The 18,357-nt window shown below is 75.8% G+C and carries 7 protein-coding genes; 4 read left to right on the forward strand and 3 right to left on the reverse strand.

The window, feature by feature from the left end; translation table 11 throughout:
- Window positions 1-826, reverse strand: an 826-nt coding sequence (locus tag ABT122_RS00005; protein WP_351542741.1) for a terpene synthase family protein, incomplete at its 3' end; no start/stop codon positions are given.
- 339 nt (window positions 827-1,165) lie between these two features.
- On the opposite strand from ABT122_RS00005, the gene ABT122_RS00010 reads away from it, so the two are divergent.
- The gene (locus tag ABT122_RS00010; RefSeq protein ID WP_351542744.1) at window positions 1,166-1,714 is read left to right on the forward strand and encodes a DUF1062 domain-containing protein; all 549 of its coding nucleotides are present in this window, start codon (window positions 1,166-1,168) and stop codon (window positions 1,712-1,714) included.
- 55 nt (window positions 1,715-1,769) lie between these two features.
- Here ABT122_RS00010 and ABT122_RS00015 read toward each other — a convergent pair whose 3' ends face one another.
- The gene (locus ABT122_RS00015; protein WP_351542747.1) at window positions 1,770-2,054 is read right to left on the reverse strand and encodes a putative quinol monooxygenase; all 285 of its coding nucleotides are present in this window, start codon (window positions 2,052-2,054) and stop codon (window positions 1,770-1,772) included.
- A 408-nt stretch (window positions 2,055-2,462) separates the two neighbouring features.
- Here ABT122_RS00015 and ABT122_RS00020 point away from each other — a divergent pair, with 408 nt between their 5' ends.
- Together ABT122_RS00020 and ABT122_RS00025 are read left to right on the forward strand one after the other, a co-directional pair.
- Complete coding sequence (locus ABT122_RS00020; protein WP_351542750.1) at window positions 2,463-15,146, forward strand: non-ribosomal peptide synthetase/type I polyketide synthase; 12,684 nt, start codon at window positions 2,463-2,465, stop codon at window positions 15,144-15,146.
- A 399-nt stretch (window positions 15,147-15,545) separates the two neighbouring features.
- The gene (locus ABT122_RS00025) at window positions 15,546-16,196 is read left to right on the forward strand and encodes a GNAT family N-acetyltransferase (RefSeq protein ID WP_351542753.1); all 651 of its coding nucleotides are present in this window, start codon (window positions 15,546-15,548) and stop codon (window positions 16,194-16,196) included.
- A 238-nt stretch (window positions 16,197-16,434) separates the two neighbouring features.
- Here the strand turns inward: ABT122_RS00025 and ABT122_RS00030 are convergent, their stop codons facing one another.
- On the reverse strand, window positions 16,435-17,031 hold the full coding sequence (locus tag ABT122_RS00030; RefSeq protein WP_351542756.1) for a tellurite resistance TerB family protein: 597 nt from the start codon (window positions 17,029-17,031) through the stop codon (window positions 16,435-16,437).
- Window positions 17,032-17,194: 163 nt separating this feature from the next.
- Between ABT122_RS00030 and ABT122_RS00035 the strand changes: the two genes are divergently transcribed.
- Window positions 17,195-18,289 carry a methyltransferase gene (locus ABT122_RS00035; protein ID WP_351542759.1) on the forward strand — a complete coding sequence of 365 codons (1,095 nt, stop codon included), beginning with the start codon at window positions 17,195-17,197 and terminating at the stop codon, window positions 18,287-18,289.
- The last annotated feature ends 68 nt before the right edge of the window (window positions 18,290-18,357 follow it).

Here is an 18,357-nt window from a genome sequence, read left to right on the forward strand (position 1 = left end):
GCCCGCGGGCGGTGTCCGCCGGCAGACCCGGCACCGCGTCCCGCAGCGCGGACGCGGTCGAGGCGAACAGGGCGCGGCGTTCGCCGATCATCGCGGTGGCCCGGGCCCGGGCCACCGCCCTCGTACAGCGTGACTCCCTCATCAGGACCGTCACCAGGTTGTCCTGTCCGGCCGCCGTGTCGTCCGCCTGCGAGGCCAGGTCGTTCGACCAGCCCGCGATGTCCGCGACCGACCGCCGCAGCGTCTCCACCCCGGCGTCGATCCGCGGGTGTTCCACCAGAGGGGTGTGGCCGGTGGCCTCCAGCACGTCGAGCATCGGCAGCAGGGTGATCGTGCGGCGGCGCAGCCGCACATACTCCGCCGGCGACAGCCGGACCCCGGCCCGCCGTACGGCGGCCTCCTCGTGCGAGGCACTCAGGAAGTCGCCGTAGTCGGCGGCGAAGCGCCGCCGCCACCGGGGCGGCATGCCCACGCGGGTGTGTTCCCACAGGGCCTCCAGGACCGCGGCGTGCGGCGCCTCGGCCCGCCGGGCGCCCGGTGCGAGGACGTGGGCCAGTGGTGCGGTGAAACGTTCCAGCTCACCGGGGGCCGAGCCCAGCCCCTCCCGGTCGATGTGGTCGTCGACCCAGCAGATGAACGCCGCCCACCGCGCGGTCAGCACCACATCCGCCGGGGCTCCGGCCGGCAGGGCACCGGCGGCGAGCACGTCCAGCCGCATCGAGGCGAGTCTCCGCTCCTGTGCTCCGTCCGTCACCAGACCGGCTTTCCGCGCCCAGGCCGGAAGGGCGGAGGCGAGATCCCCTCGTGACACGGGAGATGCGTCCATGGGCCGAGCCTGGCAGAGCGCAATCGAACAGAAGAGTGGTTTCAGCGTCAGATCCGGAGGTCGCCCCTGAGCCAGCGCCTCCCGCGCCCCCGCGCGCCGGGCCACTTCGGCGGAATCCCCTCCACCGGGTGGCCGCCGGTGAGGCGCCGGTGAGGCGCCGGAAAACCGGTGGAGCGGTGGCGCCGGAGGCCACTACCGTGCTGCCGCACCCAGTCGTCCAGGCAAGGACACACCGTTGTACACCCTGTGAGACCTCCCGAGCGCTGAATCGTCGCGCGTCGCGCCTGTGCGCCGCGCTCCTTCCTGCTGCGGACTTCTCACTGGAATCGGTGTACTTCTGTGCTCTTCACCTGGGCCGTCGTGCCCACCCGTCTGCCACTCGTCCGCCGCCGCTGCCACGGGTGCGCGTCCGAGCGCTTCCGGACGAGCGGAAAATTCCGCGTCAACGCACACCACAAGCTCCTCGACGCCTGGCTCCTCGCGCTCTGCGCCAACTGCGGGGACACCACGAAGCTCACGGTCCTGGAGCGCGCGAGGGTGCGCTCCCTGCGGCCCGGGCTGCTGGACCGGCTGCACGGCAACGACCCCGCTCTGGCAGCGGAGCTGCTCCACGATCCGGCCGTGCGGCGGCGCAATCGCGTCTCCCTCGACTGGGCCGGCGCCTGGCGTCTCGACACCGGCGGATCGGATCATCTGGACCGCGAGGCGATCGACGTCTCGGTCCGCTTCACGGCACGGATACCCGTCCGGCCGGTGGGGCTGATCGCTGAGGGCTGCGGCCTTCCGCGAGCCGGGGTCGAGCGGCTGATCACGGAGGGGAAGGCCGTATCGGCGGTCCGGCTGAGCGGCAGGCTCTCCGGCGACTTCACCTTCTCGCTCAAGCGCTGAGCCCTCCCCGGGGCGATCTCGGGGGGTCTGTCCGGCGGTGTCCGCCGGACAGACCCTAAGGGGCCTCGACACCGGCGACCCGGTATCTGCTCACCTCGGCGCCCAGGATCTGCGCCGTCCACTCGGGCTCCGGGCCCGCGCCGCGGAAGCGTTCGAGATCCGCGTCCGACTCCCACCGTTCGTGGACATTGATCCGGTCCGGCCGCACCAGGTCGGCGGAGAGCGCGAAGTCCAGACAGCCGGGGGCGGCCCGGGCCTGCTCGACGACGTTCGCGCACCCGGCCAGACAGGCGTCACGGGTGGCGGGGTCCACGGACAGCGTCCCGGCGATAATGATCACAGCGCTCCTCGGTGCTCTCGGCTGCCGGCCCCGGCGGGGGTCGGCGGAGGCCATCAGCGGCCATCAGCGGCCATCAGCGGGTTGACCCCGGCGGCCCCGGGAACTCATCGGTCCCACACGGCTCACCCTTCCACGCGTCCTTCCGCTCCCGCTCCCGCTCCCGTGGGATGATCACGGGCCCTCGCGCGTATCCGGCCGGCCACGCCACGGGCCGCGCGGGAGCCGGGCGCCGTCCGCTGCCGTGGAGCGGGGGTGGGCAAAGGGGCGCGGTGACCGTGCTCCGTGCGGCGATCGCGGCACCATCCGGACCGCTGGGTGCCGGCCGGTCCGTCCGGGCGTCCGCCGGGGCCGGGCGCAGGCATAGGAAGATGATCAGTGCACACAGCCACACCGCCGAGGAACGGACCGATGGACGACATGACTCTGCCGCGCGTACTGCTGGACGCGGCCCACGAGGCCCCGGAGCAGGTTGTCGTCCATGTCCGGGGCGACGGAGGGGAGTTGACCGTCACCCTGCGCGAGCTTCTCGACGATTCGCTCCTCGTGGCGGGCGGCTTCCGGGCGGCGGGGGTCGCGCCGGGGACCTGTGTGCCGCTGCTGGCGGACCGCAGTGAGGACTTCCAGCCGATGTTCTGGGGCGCGCTCGCCGCCGGTCTCGTGCCCGTTCCGCTGGCCCCGGACGCCCGGCGGGTGCTGCCGGTCTGGGAGCATCTCGGCCGGCCGCCCGTGGTGGTGGACGCGGCGGCCGGGGCGCTGCTGTCCGGACTCCCCGACGCCGTGGACGCCCTCCGGCTGGAGACGCTGCGGAAGGGCCCCGCGCTCCGGGAGCCGTTCTCCGCCGACCCCGGGGACGTGGCGTTTCTGCAGTTCTCCTCGGGCAGCACCGGAAGTCCGAAGGGCGTCGAGGTGACCCATGCGGGGGTTCTGGCCAATCTGGCGCAGATACGGGCCGCCGCCGCGCTCGGCGCCGATGATGTGGTGGTCAGCTGGATGCCGTACTTCCACGACATGGGCCTCATCGGCACCCATCTCGCTCCCCTCGCCGCCCGGGCCAAGCAGGTGAAGATAGGACCGCTGTCGTTCGCCAAGCGGCCCGGTGTGTGGTTCGACGTGGCGGCCCGGCACCGGGCCACCGTGCTGTCCGCCGCCAACTTCGCCCTCGCGCTGGCGGTGCGGCGGGTGCCCGACGAGGACATCGCGCGGCTGGACCTCTCCCGTGTACGGCTGATGCTGGTCGGGGCCGAGCCGATCGCCCCCGCGGTGTGGCGTGCCTTCGCCCGCAAGCTGTCCCCGGCGGGGCTGGACCCGGCCGCCGCCCAGCCCGTGTACGGGCTGGCCGAGGCGACCCTCGCGGTGACCTTTCCGCCGCCGGGGGAGGTGGCCGTCCCCCTGGTCCTGGACCGCGCCGCGCTGAGCCGCGGTCTCGCGGTGGACACCGAACCGGGCGACGGCGCCGTGGAGCTGATGGACGTGGGGCTCCCGGTGGCGGGGTGCGAGCTGCGCGTGGCCGACGAGGACGGCGGCCCGCTCGGCGACCGGCGCGTCGGGCACATCATGGTCCGCGGCCCCCAGCTCGCCCGCGGCTACCACGGCCTCCCCGGCGCGAGCGCGGCCGCGTTCACCGATGGCTGGCTGCGCACCGGCGACCTCGGGTTCCTCCGGGACGGGCGGCTCTGTGTGACCGGACGGCACAAGGATGTGCTGTTCCTCAACGGCCGCACCTTCCACGCCCCGGACATGGAGGAGGTGGCGGCGGCCACACCCGGACTGCCGCCCGGGGCACCGGCGGTGATCGGCTCGACCGACCCGGTCACCGGCGGGGAGCGCGTGGTCGTCCACATCCCCTGGGCCCGGCCCCCGGGCGGCGCGGCCGAGGTCCTCGAACGGGTCGCGACCCGGGTGCGGGAGGCCCTGGGCCACGACGACGTACGGGTGCTGACGCTGCCGCCGGGCGCGTTCCCCCGGACGACGAGCGGAAAGCTGCGGCGACAGCGGCTGCGGGAGCGCTACGAGGCGGGGGCGGGGGCGCACCCGGGCCCCGTCGCCGTCGCCGACGGTCCGCCGCCGGGGACCGGCACGGCGCACCCGGAGCCCCCGCCGGTGGCGGCTCCCCGCTCGCGGGCGGAGACCGAGCGGGTCGTACGGGAGGTGTGGGCACGGGTGCTGGGGGTGGCCGACGGCCGGGCCATCGGCCGGGACGAGCGGTTCGCCGCCCTCGGCGGGACCTCGCTCAAGGCGATGGAGGCCCTGGTGGCGCTGGAGGACGCCTTCGCCGTCACGCTCGCGCCGGCGGTGATGCGCGACCACGGCACGGTCGCGGCGCTCACCGACCATCTGCTGTCCGCCACCGCGGCCGGCCCCTCCGAGGTCACGGCGGCGCGCCGGCCCGCTCCCGCGCCCGCCCCCGCCGGCACCCCGGCGGCGCGGACCGCCCCCGCCCCGATCGCGATCACCGGCATGGCCTGCCGCTTCCCCGGAGCCGCCACTCCCGACGCCTTCTGGGAGCTGCTCGCCGACGGGCGCGACGCCGTCACCCCCGTACCGCACGGGCGATGGGACACACCGGCAGGCCCGGGACAGCGGCCCGCCCCCGCGCGCTGGGGCGCGTTCCTCGACGATCCGGCCGGCTTCGACGCCGGGTACTTCGGCATCGGCGACGAGGAGGCCCGCGCCCTCGACCCCCAGGCGCGGCTCTTCCTCGAACTCGCCCATGAGGCCCTGGAACGGGCCGGTCACGCGGGGCCGCGCAGGCGTGGCCGGCGGATCGGCGTCTTCGCCGCCGTTGGGGAGAGCGGCTACCGCGAGATCCTGGACCGGGCGGCGGGGGACGGCTCCCCGCTGCCCGGAGTGCTCACCGGGAACCTGCCGGGCCTCCTCGCCGCCCGGGTCTCCCAGAGCCTCGATCTCGACGGGCCCGCGCTCGCCGTCGACACGGCCTGCTCCTCGGGTCTGGTCGCCCTCCACCTGGCCCGGCGCAGCCTGCTCGACGGGGAGTGCGACCTCGCGGTCGTCGGCGGGGTGAACCTCCATCTCACGCCCACCGGCCACCGGCTGCTGGAGGCGGCCCAGGCCCTCTCCCCCACCGGGCGGGGCCGCGCCTTCAGCGCCGCCGCCGACGGCTTCGTACCCGGCGAGGGCGGCGCGGCCCTCGTTCTGAGGCGTCTGGACGCGGCCCGCCTCGCCGACGATCCGGTACTCGCGGTGGTGCGCGGGACGGCCGTCAACAACGACGGCCGGTCGCTGAGCCTGCTGGCGCCCAATCCGCTGCGGCAGCGCGAGGTCATCTCCCGGGCGTACGAGGAGGCCGGTGTCGACCCCGCGTCGGTGAGCTATGTGGAAGCGCACGGCACCGGTACGGCCGTGGGTGATCCGATCGAACTCCAGTCGCTCGCCCACGCGTTTCCCGTGCGCTCCGACGGGGAGCCCCGGCTGCTCGGCTCGGTGAAGACCAACATCGGCCATCTGCTGAACGCGGCGGCCCTGCCCGCCCTGGTGAAGGTGGTCCTGGCTCTGGGCCGGCGCGCGCTTCCCGCCTCGCTGCACCACACACCGCACTCCCCGGCACCCGGGCGGGCCGGCTTCGCCGTGGTGACCGAGGCCAGGGAGTGGGACGCGCCCGGACCGCTGGTGGCGGGGATCAACGCCTTCGGATTCGGTGGCACCAACGCCCACGCCATCCTCGAACAGGCCCCGCCGCCCCCGCTCCCCCGCGCCGGGCACGAGCGCGGCCGGGGGCCTCATCTGCTCACCCTCTCGGCCCGTGGCGCGGCGGCGCTGACGGAGGCGGCGGCGGATCTGGCCGACCATCTGGACCGTCACCCGGAGGTGAGCGCGGGCGATGTCTGTCTGAGCGCGAGCACCTCCCGGGACGACGGTCCGCACCGGCTCGCCGTGGTCGCCGACAGCGGCGGCGATCTGCGGGGCCGACTCCGCGCGATCGTCACGGCCGGGACAGCTGCCGGGGGCGAGGGGACGAAGGGGGCTGCCGGGAGTGCCAGGACGACCGGGCCCACCGAGGGCGCCGGGGCTGCCGGGACGACCGGGACCGCCAGGACCACCGGGACCGCCGCGATGACCGGGACCGCCACGATGACCGGGGCCGTCGGAACGACCGAGGGCGCCGGGGCCGCCGGGGCCGCCGGAGCGACCGAGGGTGCCGAGGACGCTGGGGCAGCCGGAACAACCGAGGGCGCCGGGGCCGTCGGAACGACCAGGACCGCCAGGACCACCGGGGGCACCGGAACCACCGGGGGCACCAGAGCTGCCGGAACGACCGGAAACACCGGAAACACCAGGACCGTCGGGCGCACCATCCGTTCCCGGCGTCCGCGCGTCGTCTTCCTGCTGCCCGGGCAGGGCGGGCGGCACCCCCTCCGGAGCCGCGCCCTCCACGGTGCCGCCCCGGTGTTCCGGGACACCCTGGACGAGGCGTCCGCCCTCCTCGGCCCGCTGCGCGGCCGGACCCTCCTGGAGTGGTGTCTCGACCCGGGCGCGGACCCGGACGCCGCGCCGCCCCCCACGGACGTGGCCCAACCCCTGCTGGTCGCCTCCGGGGTGGCACTCGCCCGGCAGTTGCGGAGCTGGGGCGTGGAGCCCGACGCGGTCGCCGGGCACAGCGTCGGGGAGGTCGCCGCCGCCTGCGTCAGCGGGATGCTGACCCTGGAGGACGCGGTACGTTTCGCGGCCGAACGCGGCCGTCTCATGGGCGCGTTCACCGAGCCCGGCGCCATGATCGCCGTACGCGGCGGTGCCGACGCGGTGGCCGGCGCGGTCGCGGGGGCGCTCGCCGGGGAGGCCGCCCGCGCCGAGGGGACACTCGCCGTCGCCGCGCGGAACGGACCCGGACTGCTGGTCCTCTCCGGCACCGTGCCCGCCGTGGACCGTGCGGCCCGCGCCCTGGCCGCGCGGGAACTCGCCGTACAGCGGCTGCCGGTGTCCCGGGCCTTCCACTCACCGCTGATGCGGCCCATCGCCGAGGGGCTCGCCGACGCGGCACGGGCGCTCACCCTCCACGCCCCGTCCCTGCCGCTGCTGAGCACGGTCACCGGCGAGTGGGGGCCGGCGCTGGACCCGGCGTATCTGCGCGCCCACGCCCTGCGGCCGGTGCTCTTCGGCCGGGCGGTGGAGCGGCTGGCGGCCGAGGGCTACGACACCTTCGTCGAGGTGGGACCGGGAGCGTCGCTGACGGGGGCGGTACGCGCGGCGGCCGAGGGGGCGGGCTCCACCGGGTCCGGCGCCCCCGCCGACGGGCCCGCCGGTGGCCGTGATCGCTCCGGTGACCGGGTGCTGGTGCTGCCCGCGCTGCCGGGCCCCGGTGGCGGGGGCGACGAGGACGACGCGCCCCGGCGGCTCCTGGAGACCGTCGGACGGCTGTGGTCGCACGGCGTACCGCTGGACCGGACGGCGCTCGACGCCGGTCACCGCCGTGTCGCGCTGCCTCCCTACCCCTTCCAGCGCGCCCGGCACTGGCCCGGCCCTCCCGCGAACGCCCTGCTGCACCGGGTCGCGTGGACGGAGGCCGCTCCGTCCGGTGACCGCCGCGAGGTGCGCACGGTCGCGCTGACCGGTCCCGACGCCGCTTCCGTGAGCGCGCTCGCGGAGCGGCTCGCCGCCGAGGGCATCCGTCCGCACGGCGCGGGTGACGGTCCGCCCGACGCCGTTGTCCTGGTGGCGGGCCCGGCTCCCGACCTCACCGGCCCCGCAGCGCTCGACCGGGCGCAGGACACCGCGCTGAACGCCTTCCACACGGCGCTCGCGCTGCTCGACCGGACCCGGGCGGGCCGGCTGCTGGTGCTGACCGAGGACGTCCACACCACGGGGACGGCGCCCGAACGGCCGCGCCCGGCCCACGCCGTCCTCGGCGGGCTGCTCCTGGCTCTCCCCCGGGAGACACCGGGAGTCGCCGCCACCGCGGTGGACCTCTGCTCGCTCGACACCCCGTCGCAGCGGTGGGCGGCCGTGCTGGCCGAACTGCGGGCGGGCGCCACGGCGACCGGAGCGACGGACGGTCCGGCGACCGGAACTGCGGGTGGCTCCGCCGCCGTGGTCGCCTGGCGCGCGGGGCGCAGGCTGACCCGTGCGGTCAGCCCTCTGACCGGTGCGCCCGGCGCGGCGGCGTCCCCGCTGCCGCCGCACGGCACCTTCCTGATCACCGGCGGCGGCGGGGGGATCGGTGCCGCGCTGGCCCGGGAACTCGCCGGGCTCGGCCGCCCGACTCTGGTCCTCGCGGGCCGCTCCCCCCACCTCCCCCCGGGGCTGGCCGGGGAACTCACCGCGCTCGGCGCCACCGTCCACCACCGGGTCGCCGATGTGTCGGTGGAGCGGGATGTCGACGCCCTCCTCGCCCTCGTCGCCGGACTCCCCCGTCTGGACGCCGTCTTCCACGCCGCCGGGGTGGTGCGGCCGGGGACGCTGCGGAACACGTCCCCCGAGGAGATGGCCGAGGTCCTGGCCGCCAAGACGCGCGGCAGTCTGCTGCTCTCACTGGGGCTGCGGCGGCACGGGCTGAGCCCCTCGGTCTGTGTCGCGTTCTCCTCGGTCTCGGCCGTGCTGCCGGGGCTGGCGGGCGGGCTCGGCGACTACGCCGCCGCCAACGCCTTCCTGGACGCGTTCGCCGCTTCGGAGCGCCGGGCCGGCCGGCCGTGGCAGTCGGTGAACCTCGGCGCGTTCGCCGGGATCGGGCTGGCCGCCGCCCTGGGCGGGGTCCCCGGACCGGCCGGCGGGCGGCCTCTGGCCACCGCCCCCGCGCTGGCCGCGCTCCGGGCGGGGTGCGGGGTCGACGCGGCACAGCTCCTGATCGCCGATCCGACCCCGCACACCCCACAGACCCCACAGACCCCGTGCGAACTGTCCGCCCCGCGCCCGACGGACGCGGCGGCGCCCCTCCCCCTGCCCGGCGCGGCCCCCGCGGCGCCCCCGGCCACCGGACCCGTGCGCGCGGCGCCCGGGACACCGGCCGGACACGACCCGGCACCCCCGCTCCCCCCGGCCCCGGCCGCCCGGACCACCGGCACCGGCACCGACACCGGCACCGACACCGACAGGGACACCACCACCGCGCTGCTGCGCCGTCTGCTGGCCGCGGCGCTGCGGCTGCCGGCGACCGCCGACTTCGACGACGAGCCCTTCTTCTCCCTCGGCCTCGACTCGCTCGCCGCCGTCGATCTCGCCCGGCGGCTCGAACGCGAGCTGGGCATCCCGCTGCCCGCCACGCTCTTCTTCGAGTACCGGACCGTCCGCGAACTCGCCGCCCACCTCGACACCTCTCCCCCGCCGGGGACCGCCGGGGGCACCGCACAGCGCGGCCTCCGCCCCCTCTCCCCCGCTCCCGTCCCGGACGGCACCCCGTTCCCGCTCACCCCCGTGCAACTGGCCCTGCACACCGGCGGCCGGCTCCATCCGGACGTACCGCCCCGCGGCCATGTGCGCCAGACCATCCGGGGCCCCCTGGACACCGGTCTGCTCGGCCGGGCCCTCGCCGCGCTCGCCGCACGGCACTCCATGCTGCGGATGCGTATCGAGACCGCCGGGAACACCCCGGACGGCCGGGGCGGCACGACCCTGCCGAGGCAGTACATCGCGCCCCCCGCCCCCCTCTCCGCCTGGTACGAGGTGCGCGAGTGCCCCTCCGGCCCCGCGGAGGCCGAAGCCGCGCTCTGCAACCGGCCGTTCGACCTCTCCGCCGAGCCTCCCCTGCGCGCGGTGCTCGCCCGGGAGAGCGCTGAGGTCGCCCATCTGGTGCTGGTGATCCACCATGCGGCGGGCGACGGATACAGTCTGAGCGTCCTCGGCGAGGAGCTGTGGTCGCTCTACACCGCGCTCTCCCAGGGGCGCGAACCGGCGCTGCCGGCCCTGGAGACGGACTTCGGGCGGTACGCCGCCGCTGCCGCCGCCGAGCGTTCCGGCACCGCCCTCGACGGGGATCTGCGCTACTGGTCGGAGCGGATCGCCACCGGGCGCGAGGAGCTGCGGCTGCCGTACGACGGCGATCCCACCGCCCCTCCCGGCGGTCCGGTCGCCACCCATGGGCGCGCCCTGGACCCGGCGCTCACCGCCGCGCTGGAGGAGCGGGCCGCCGCGCACGGCGTGAGTCTGTTCCATCTGCTGCTCGCCGCCCATGTGCGCTCCCTGGCCCGGTGGACCGGGCAGCGCCGGATCGCCGTCAATGTCGCGCGGGCCCGGCGCGATGGCCGGTTCGCCGGTCTGGACCGGCTCGTGGGCCCGCTCGCCGACACCCTCCCGCTGTTCTGCGACACCGACCCGGACGAGCCGCTGCCCGCGCTGGCGGAGCGGCTGCGGGACATCTGGCTGGAGGGCGAGCGGCACGCGGAGCCGACCGGTCTCGATCTGGCCCGGCTGCTGCCCGGCAGTGCCCACGGCCCCCGGACGGTGAGCCCCGCCGGCTTCAGCCTCGCCCGCTTCCCGTCCGCTCCGGACGGGCCGTGCCCGGTGTCGGTGCGCCCGACCGCCGCCGGGACCGCGACCCCGGCGACCCGGCTGAGCCTGCTGTGCTGGGAGGACGCGTCGGCGCTGCGCTTCTCGTGGAACTTCCCCGCCCGGCTCTTCGCACCGGCGACGGTGGCCCGTCTCGCGGACGAATTCCAGGACGGACTGGCCGCGCTCGGCGCCACGCGGAGGCCCTCCCCCGAGGAGCCCGCCCCACCCGCGCCCGATGCGCCGGAGACCGGCTTCGCCACGCTGGTCCCCCGGCTGCTGGCCCGGTTCCGCTCCACCCCGGACGCCCTCGCCGTCGACACCGGCGCCACCACCCTGACGTACCGCGAACTCGACCGGGCCTCCCGCTCCCTCGCGGCCGGGCTCCTGGCGCGCGGGGTGGCACCCGGCTCCCTCGTGGGGCTCCTCACCGAGCCGGGCGCCGACACCGTCGTCTCGGTCGTCGCCGTGCTGCGGGCGGGCGCGGGCTGGGTACCGCTGGACGCGGGCCATCCGACCGCGCGTCTGACGGACCAGCTCGCCCGCTCCGGTGCCCGTACGGTGGTCTGTCACGCGCCCACCCGCGCGGCGGCCGACGCGCTCGGCGACGCCGTCACCCTGGTGCCGGTGGACGGACCCGCGCCCACCGCGCGGAACGGCGCGGCCCCCGCGCCCGACGGCCCCGTCGACGCCGGCTCGACCGCCTATGTCATCTTCACCTCCGGCTCCACCGGCCGGCCCAAGGCCGTGCCCATCACCCACCGGTCGATGGAGAACTATCTCGACTGGGCGATCGGCGCCTTCGGCTACGACGCGAGCGACCGCCTCGCCCAGACCGCGTCGATCTGCTTCGACGCCTCGGTCCGCCAGCTGCTCGCCCCACTGCTCGTCGGCGCCGCCGTGGTGGCGGTGGACTGGCGTCTCGTACGCGATCCCGACCTTTTGCTGACCCATGTCGAACGCACCCGGATCACCGTGTGGAGCTCCGTCCCCACGCTGTGGGAGCAGTTGCTGACCGCTGCCGAGGACCGGGTGCGGCGGGGGTCCGCGCGGCCGGATCTGTCGGCGCTGCGGTGGATTCACGTCGGGGGCGAGGCGCTGTCGCCCGCTCATGTCCGCCGCTGGTTCGACCTCTTCGGGACCGGCTCGCGCATCGCGAATCTGTACGGGCCGACCGAGGCCACCATCAACACCACCTGCCATGTGATCACCGCGAGGCCCGGCGACGATGTGCGGCGGCTGCCGATCGGACGCCCCGTGACCGGCGCGGAGGTGCGGGTGGCCGGCCCCGGGGGCGAGACCCTGCCGCCCGGTGAGGCGGGTGAGCTGCTCATCTCCGGAACCGGTCTGACCCCGGGGTATCTGGGCGAACCGGAGCTGACCGAGGCCGCGTTCACCGTACGCGGAGGGCGGCGCTGGTACCGCAGCGGCGACCGGGTCAGGTGCTCCCCGGACGGCACCCTGGAGTTCCTCGGACGGCTGGACGACCAGGTGAAGATCCGTGGACACCGGATCGAGCCGGGTGAGACCGAGGCGGTGCTCCAGACGCATCCGCACGTCGCGCACGCCGTCGTGCTGGTCCGGGACGGCCGCCTCGCCGCCTTCGTCACCGCCAGGCCCGGGGCGCCCCGGCCGGACGCCGCCGCGCTCCGGCGCCATCTGGCCGCGACCCTGCCGCCGTACATGGTCCCGGCCCGCGTCACCCCGGTGGAGGCGCTGCCGCTGACGGGGACGGGCAAGGTCGACCGCCGCCGGCTGCTGGCCCTCGAAGCCGCCGGCGGCGCGCCCTCCGGCGCACCGGGCACGGCGGCCGGCGGCCCGGCGGACCCGGACCGGCGCACACCTCCGTCGACCCCGACCGAGGTCCGGCTGGCCGGGATCTGGTCCGCGCTGCTCCGGACCGGCGAGGTCTGCCGTGAGGACGACTTCTTCGCGCTGGGCGGCGACTCGCTGCTCGTCCTGGAGGTGTTCGCCCGGCTGGAGCGGCAGGGCGGAGCGCTCCCCCGGCCGACCGTCGTCTACCGGCACCGCACCCTCGCGGCCCTCGCCGCGGCCATCGACAGCGCGGCAGCCGACGCCTCGGCACGGACAGCGGACGAGGCTCCGGTGGGTGACCGGGAGGCAGTGGGTGACCGGGAGGCAGTGGGCGGCGCCGAGCCGCACCCGGCCGGGCCCGCGCCGTTTCCGCTCACTCCGGGCCAGCGGGGGTTTCTGCTGGCCGAGGCCATCGCGCCGGGCGCCGGATCGTCCTGGCTCACCCGGCTGCGTCTGTACGGGCCGCTGCGCACCGACCACTTCCAGGCGGCGGTGGATCTGCTCGTCGCGCGCCATCCCATGCTGCGCACCGTCTTCCCCGCCGGGGCCCGCCCGGCCGTCCAGCAGGAGCTTCCGCCCTCCCTGCGGCTGCCGGTCGAGTTCGAGACCCTCACCGGGCCGGACCGGCTGGACGAGCGTGTCGCCGCCGAGCGGGCGCGCCGCCTCGAACCGTGGGCGTGGCCGCTGCTGCGTCTGCGGGTGCTCACCGTCGCGCCGGACGAACACGTCCTGGTGGTGCACGCGCACCACATCATCGGCGACGGCTACAGCGCCGCCCTCCTGATACGGGAGCTGATGGCCGGGTACGACGCGCTGACCCGTGGGGAGCGGCCCGAACTCCCCGCGCTGCGGACCACCTTCCGCGACTGCGCCGCCCATCTCGCCCGCCGGGCGGAACAGCGCACGGACCACCCGGCGGAGGCGGCCGGCGGTGAAGAGCCCGGCGCCGGCCGGTGGGCGCGGCTCGGCGCCCCGTACCGGAGGCCGGTGCTGCGCCCGGACGGCGCGGACGGCCGGGAGCCGGCGCCGTTCCACACCCAGGGGTTCGTGATCGAGGCCGACCGGGTCGGGGAGCTGCGCGCGCTGGCGTCCCGTGCCGGTGCCACGCTGTACGCACCGCTGCTCACCGCCTACTACCGGGCGCTGGTGGCGGCGACCGGCCGGGCGGATCTGGTCCTCGGCCTGGCGGTGTCCGGCCGGGACCATCCGCTGCCGGATGTGAACCGGGTGTTCGGCCCGTTCGCGGACGCCGTGCCGCTGCGGCCGGGCGGTCCGGGCTCCGGGCGGCCCGCCGATCCGGGGTTCGGCGACGATCTGCGGCGGATCGCCGCCGAGGCCGTCGCGGCCCGGACCCACGAGGGCCCGGTGCCGCCGCTTCCGAGCGGGCTGCCCCTGGCCTCGCAGTTCTTCTTCACCCTGCTGGACTTCTCCGCCCTGGGGCCCCGGAGCGGAGAGACGCTGACCGTCGCCCAGGACGACAGCGCCGGCGAGTTCACCCCGCCGGCCGGTACGGATGTGTTTCTGGCGGCGCGTCTCGACGGGGAGCGTCTCCGGGTCACCGTGCGCGGGTCCGGGGCGGCGTTCTCCGCCGGGGAACTGGCGGGTCTGGCGGACGCGGTACGGGACGGGCTGGCCCGCGCGGACGCCGCCCGCCCGGCGCCTTCGGCCGGGGCGCGGCCGGGGACGACAGCAGCGGAGGGCGAGCGGATGGACGCCGCGCTGATCGGCTATCTGCCGTCCCCGGCCCATCTCGCGCGGCTGGCGCGGCTGCCGGAGTCGGCGCTGCCGCGCGAGGAGTTGCGGAGCCTGCTCTTCCCCGACGGCGGGCCGCGTCTCCTCGAAACGCTGAGCACCCCGCTCGGGCGGTCGGGGTTCGTGTGCGCGCCGGTCTTCGCGGACGAACTGGCCCCCGGTGCGGAGTTGCTCCGCCATACCGGCCGGGGAGTGGCTCTCGCCTCCTCCCTCGGCGCGCGGACCGTCTCCCTCGCGGGGATGATCCCCTCGCTGACCGGTTACGGATTCGATGTGCTCCGTGCCGGTGGCGCCGAGGGCGCGGGTGCCGCCGTCACCACCGGGCACGCGATGACCGTCGTCTCCGTGGTCAGGACGGTGCGCGCGGCGCTCGGCGCGACCCGGCGGGAGCTGGGCGGGCTCACCGTCGCGTTCGTGGGGCTCGGTTCGATCGGTGCCTCGTCGCTGGAGCTGCTGCTGACCCGGGCCGTGGCCGAGGGCCGGCGCCCGCCCGCCCGGCTGCTGCTGTGCGATGTGCCGGGGAGCGGGCCTCGGCTGAAGGAGATGGCGGAGAGCCTGTGCGCGCGGGGGCTCGCGGATGCCGTGGAGGTGCTGGAGTCCGGCGGCGGGCTTCCCGGGGCGGTGTACGGGGCGGGTCTGATCGTGGCCGCGGTCAGCGGCGGCGGGGCGCTGCTCGACATCGGCCGGCTGAGGCCCGGCACGACGGTGGTCGATGACTCCTTCCCGCACTGCTTCGACACGGACCGCGCGCTCGCCAGGATGCGGGAGCGGGCGGACGTCCTGGTCGTCGGCGGCGGGCTGCTGGCCGTCGGCGCCGTCGAACGGCGGGTGGCCGAGGGGCTGCCGGAGGCCGCGGCCGCCGGGTATCTCGCCCAGCCGTGGCTGCCGGGCACGGTCGCCTCCTGCCGGCTGGAGTCGCTGCTGCACGCCTCCGGCGCGGGTGTCCCCCTGGTGCGCGGCCCGGTCGACGGAGCGACAGGGCTGGCCCACTGGGCGGCGGCGGATGCGGCCGGTGTGCGTGCCGCGCCGCTGCATCTGCTGGGCCACGCCGTCGACCCCGGCACCCTCACGGGGTTCGGGCGGGGGGTCTGACGACACGCCGGTGCCCGGACACGGGGATGACATTGAAGTTAGGTCAGGCTAGCCTAAGTTCACGCACTTCCCGGTGGGCGTCTCCTTCCGGGAGGCGCCCCAGGCATCCCACCCAGAAGGGCATTGCATGCGCACGCACCTGCCCGGTGACGGCCCGGCCACGGCCGGCCGCCCCTCGCGAACGGAAGGAGCGGAGCCGGCCGTGGTCCTGTCCACGGACACCGGCCCCCGCCCCGGAATCCCGGCCACCGGCGGTGCCGGGGCGGCGAGACGGCTGCGCTCCGCCGCCCTGCGGGTGATCCCGGGCGGAGACCGGGCCATGGGCACCGAAGGCGGGACGGAGGGCGGGGGGCGCCCCCGGACGAGAGCGGCACCCCGTGCCGTCCGGGGAGCCGCCGCGTGAGCCGCGCGGACAGCGCGAACCGCACCGACCGCGGGCGCCGCACCGGCCGTACGAGCCGTGTCCGCCCCCCGAAGGGGGACCCGGGCGGCCCGGCTCCCCGTCGGGCGGCCGGCCTCACCGTCCGGCCGCTCGACCCCCTCGCCGACGCCGGACTGGTCCACGGGTGGGTCACCCACCCCAAGGCCGTGTACTGGATGATGCAGGACGCCCGGGTCGAGGACGTCGAGCGGGAGTATCTGATGAAGGCGGCCCATGAGCACTACGACGCCTTCATCGGCCTGGCCGACGGAGAGCCCGCCTTCCTGATGGAGCGGTACAACCCCCGGTATGTGGATCTGGCCGGGCTCTACCCGGCCGAACCGGGGGATGTGGGGCTGCACTTCCTGGTCGCTCCCACCGACACCCCGGTGCACGGCTTCACCCGTGCGGCGATCACCAGGGCGATGACGGAGCTGTTCGCCGACCCGGGGACCCGCCGGGTGGTGGTCGAGCCGGATGTCCGCAACACCGCCGCCCGCAGGATCTTCGAGTACGCCGGGTTCACCGTCGTCCGGGCCATCGAGAAGCCGGGCAAGGACGCCTACCTCTGTGTCTGCCCGCGGGAGCGGTTCGAACAGAGCGCCGCCGGGAGACCGGTGGCCCCCTAGGCCGTCTCTTCCGGATCGTGCCGGGCTCGCGAGGCCCGGCACCGGGCCTCGCTCACCGATCCGGCCCGACCCGAGAGAAACTCCCCAGACGGGGCGGGCACATGGGAACCGGTCCCTCTCATGTGCCCGCCTCTCCCGCTCCTCGCGGTAACCCGCCGCCCCGCCCCGCCCCGGGGCCCGCCGCACCGGCTCGCGCCGGCGGGTCCCGGGGCGGACATCCACGGCGGGCCCGGATGTCTCAGATCCCGAACTCCGCCGGGGACAGCCCCAGAGCCGCACACACCTCGCGCAGGATCTGCTCCTCGGCGGGCTGGATGTAGCCGTCGGCGCCGGCCACCACGATCCCGGTCTGGACGACGGCACGCGCCTCGGCGGGCTTCTTCGCCGCCTTGGCCACCTCCTGGAGCGCCTCGGCCCTGCCCCGGGCGAAGTCCGTCATCAGCACGTCGACATGCTTGTTGAACCGGCTCCGCAGCTGGTCGGCCGGGAAGTTCTGGAGCACATTGTTCGAGAGGATCAGGGATTCGACATTCTGCCGCTCGGTGGGGTCGACATGCCCGTCGGCCGCCGCCACCAGAGCGCAGGTGGCCATGCTGGCATCGCGGTACGCCCCGCTCTTCAGCTCGGTCTTGAGCGAGTCGAGCTGACCCTTCAGCATCCCGACCAACTGCGCCTTGGACCCTCCGGAGCCGGAGCCGGAGCCGGAGCCCTGGCCCGAGCCGGGGCGCACGGCCCCTCCCGTACCGGGCCGCGCGTGCCCGGACGAGCCGCCCGCCCCCTGGCCCTGCTGCTGGAGGGCCTTGGCCTGATCCTTGATCCGGTCCCACATCGGCACTGGTACCACCTCGACTATCTCTTGTTCCCTCGGCACAACACGCTGGGTCGCGCCCGCCTGGGGAACGCCCGGGCTCCTCGTGGAGTTCCGGGCCCGCCGGAACGGGACGCGCCGAACACGTACCCCTAAGGTCTGGGTTACCCAATATGCCAGGAGGCACGCGATGGCCGGGGATCAGCACGGACCGGCGGACGGCGCGGAATCCCCCGCGGCGGGCCCGCCGCCCCAGGCCGTCGTGGGCCGGCTCGTCTTCGGCCGGATGGCCTCCGAGGTCCTGGGAGTGGCGACCCGGCTGGAGGTCTTCGACCGGATCGGCGCGGGCGACGTCACCGCCGACGGCCTCGCCCGCACCCTCTCCACCCACCCGCGGGCCACTCTGCGCCTGCTCCGCGCCCTGGCCGGACTCCAGTTGCTCGCCGAGCCCGCGCCCGGGGTCTTCCGCACGACCGGGGCGGGCGATCTGCTGCGCTCCGACAGCCCCGGCTCCATGCTCGCCATGGCCTCGATGTTCACCGAGCCCATGATGGTCCGCGCGTGGGAGCTGCTGGGCGAGGGAATCCGTACCGGCGAGACCACGTTCCGCACCGTCTTCGGAACGGATTTCTTCGGCCATCTCAAGGAGCACCCGGAGCTCTCCGCCGTCTTCAACGCGGCGATGAGCCAGGCCACGCGGTCCACCGCCGAAGCCGCCCCGCACCACTTCGACTTCGGGCGCTTCACCACCGTGGTGGACATCGGCGGCGGCGACGGGACGCTGCTGAGCGGCATTCTCCGGGCCCACCCCGGTCTGCGCGGCATCCTCTACGACACGGCCGAGGGGCTGGCCCAGGCGGCCGGGCGCTTCGCCGCCGAAGGGCTCACCGAACGCGTCACCCTCCGGACCGGCGACTTCTTCGCCTCCGCCCCGGACGGCGGAGACCTCTATCTCCTCAAGAGCATCATCCACGACTGGAACGACGAGCAGTGCGCCACGATCCTGCGGCACATCCGCGAGGTCGTCCCCGACCACGGCGCCCTGCTGATCGTGGAGCCCGTACTGCCCCCGACGGTCCCCGCCGACCAGTACAGCGGTGTCTACCTCAGCGATCTCAACATGCTCGTCAACGTCGGCGGCCGCGAACGCACCGAGGACGACTTCGCCGCCCTCTGCGCCGCCTCCGGCTTCACCCTGCGCGCCGTCACCCCCCTGCCGGCCCCCAACATCTTCCGGCTCATCGAGGCGACCCCCGGCACGAGCGGTTCCAGGCCACCGAGCTGAGCGGTCCGTGGAGGAATCGCTCCCGCCAGGTGTGGATGTCATGGGCGCGGGCAGGCGCAGCTCCACAC

The organism is Streptomyces sp. NPDC001985 (genome assembly GCF_040296845.1).
Lineage (GTDB): Bacteria > Actinomycetota > Actinomycetes > Streptomycetales > Streptomycetaceae > Streptomyces.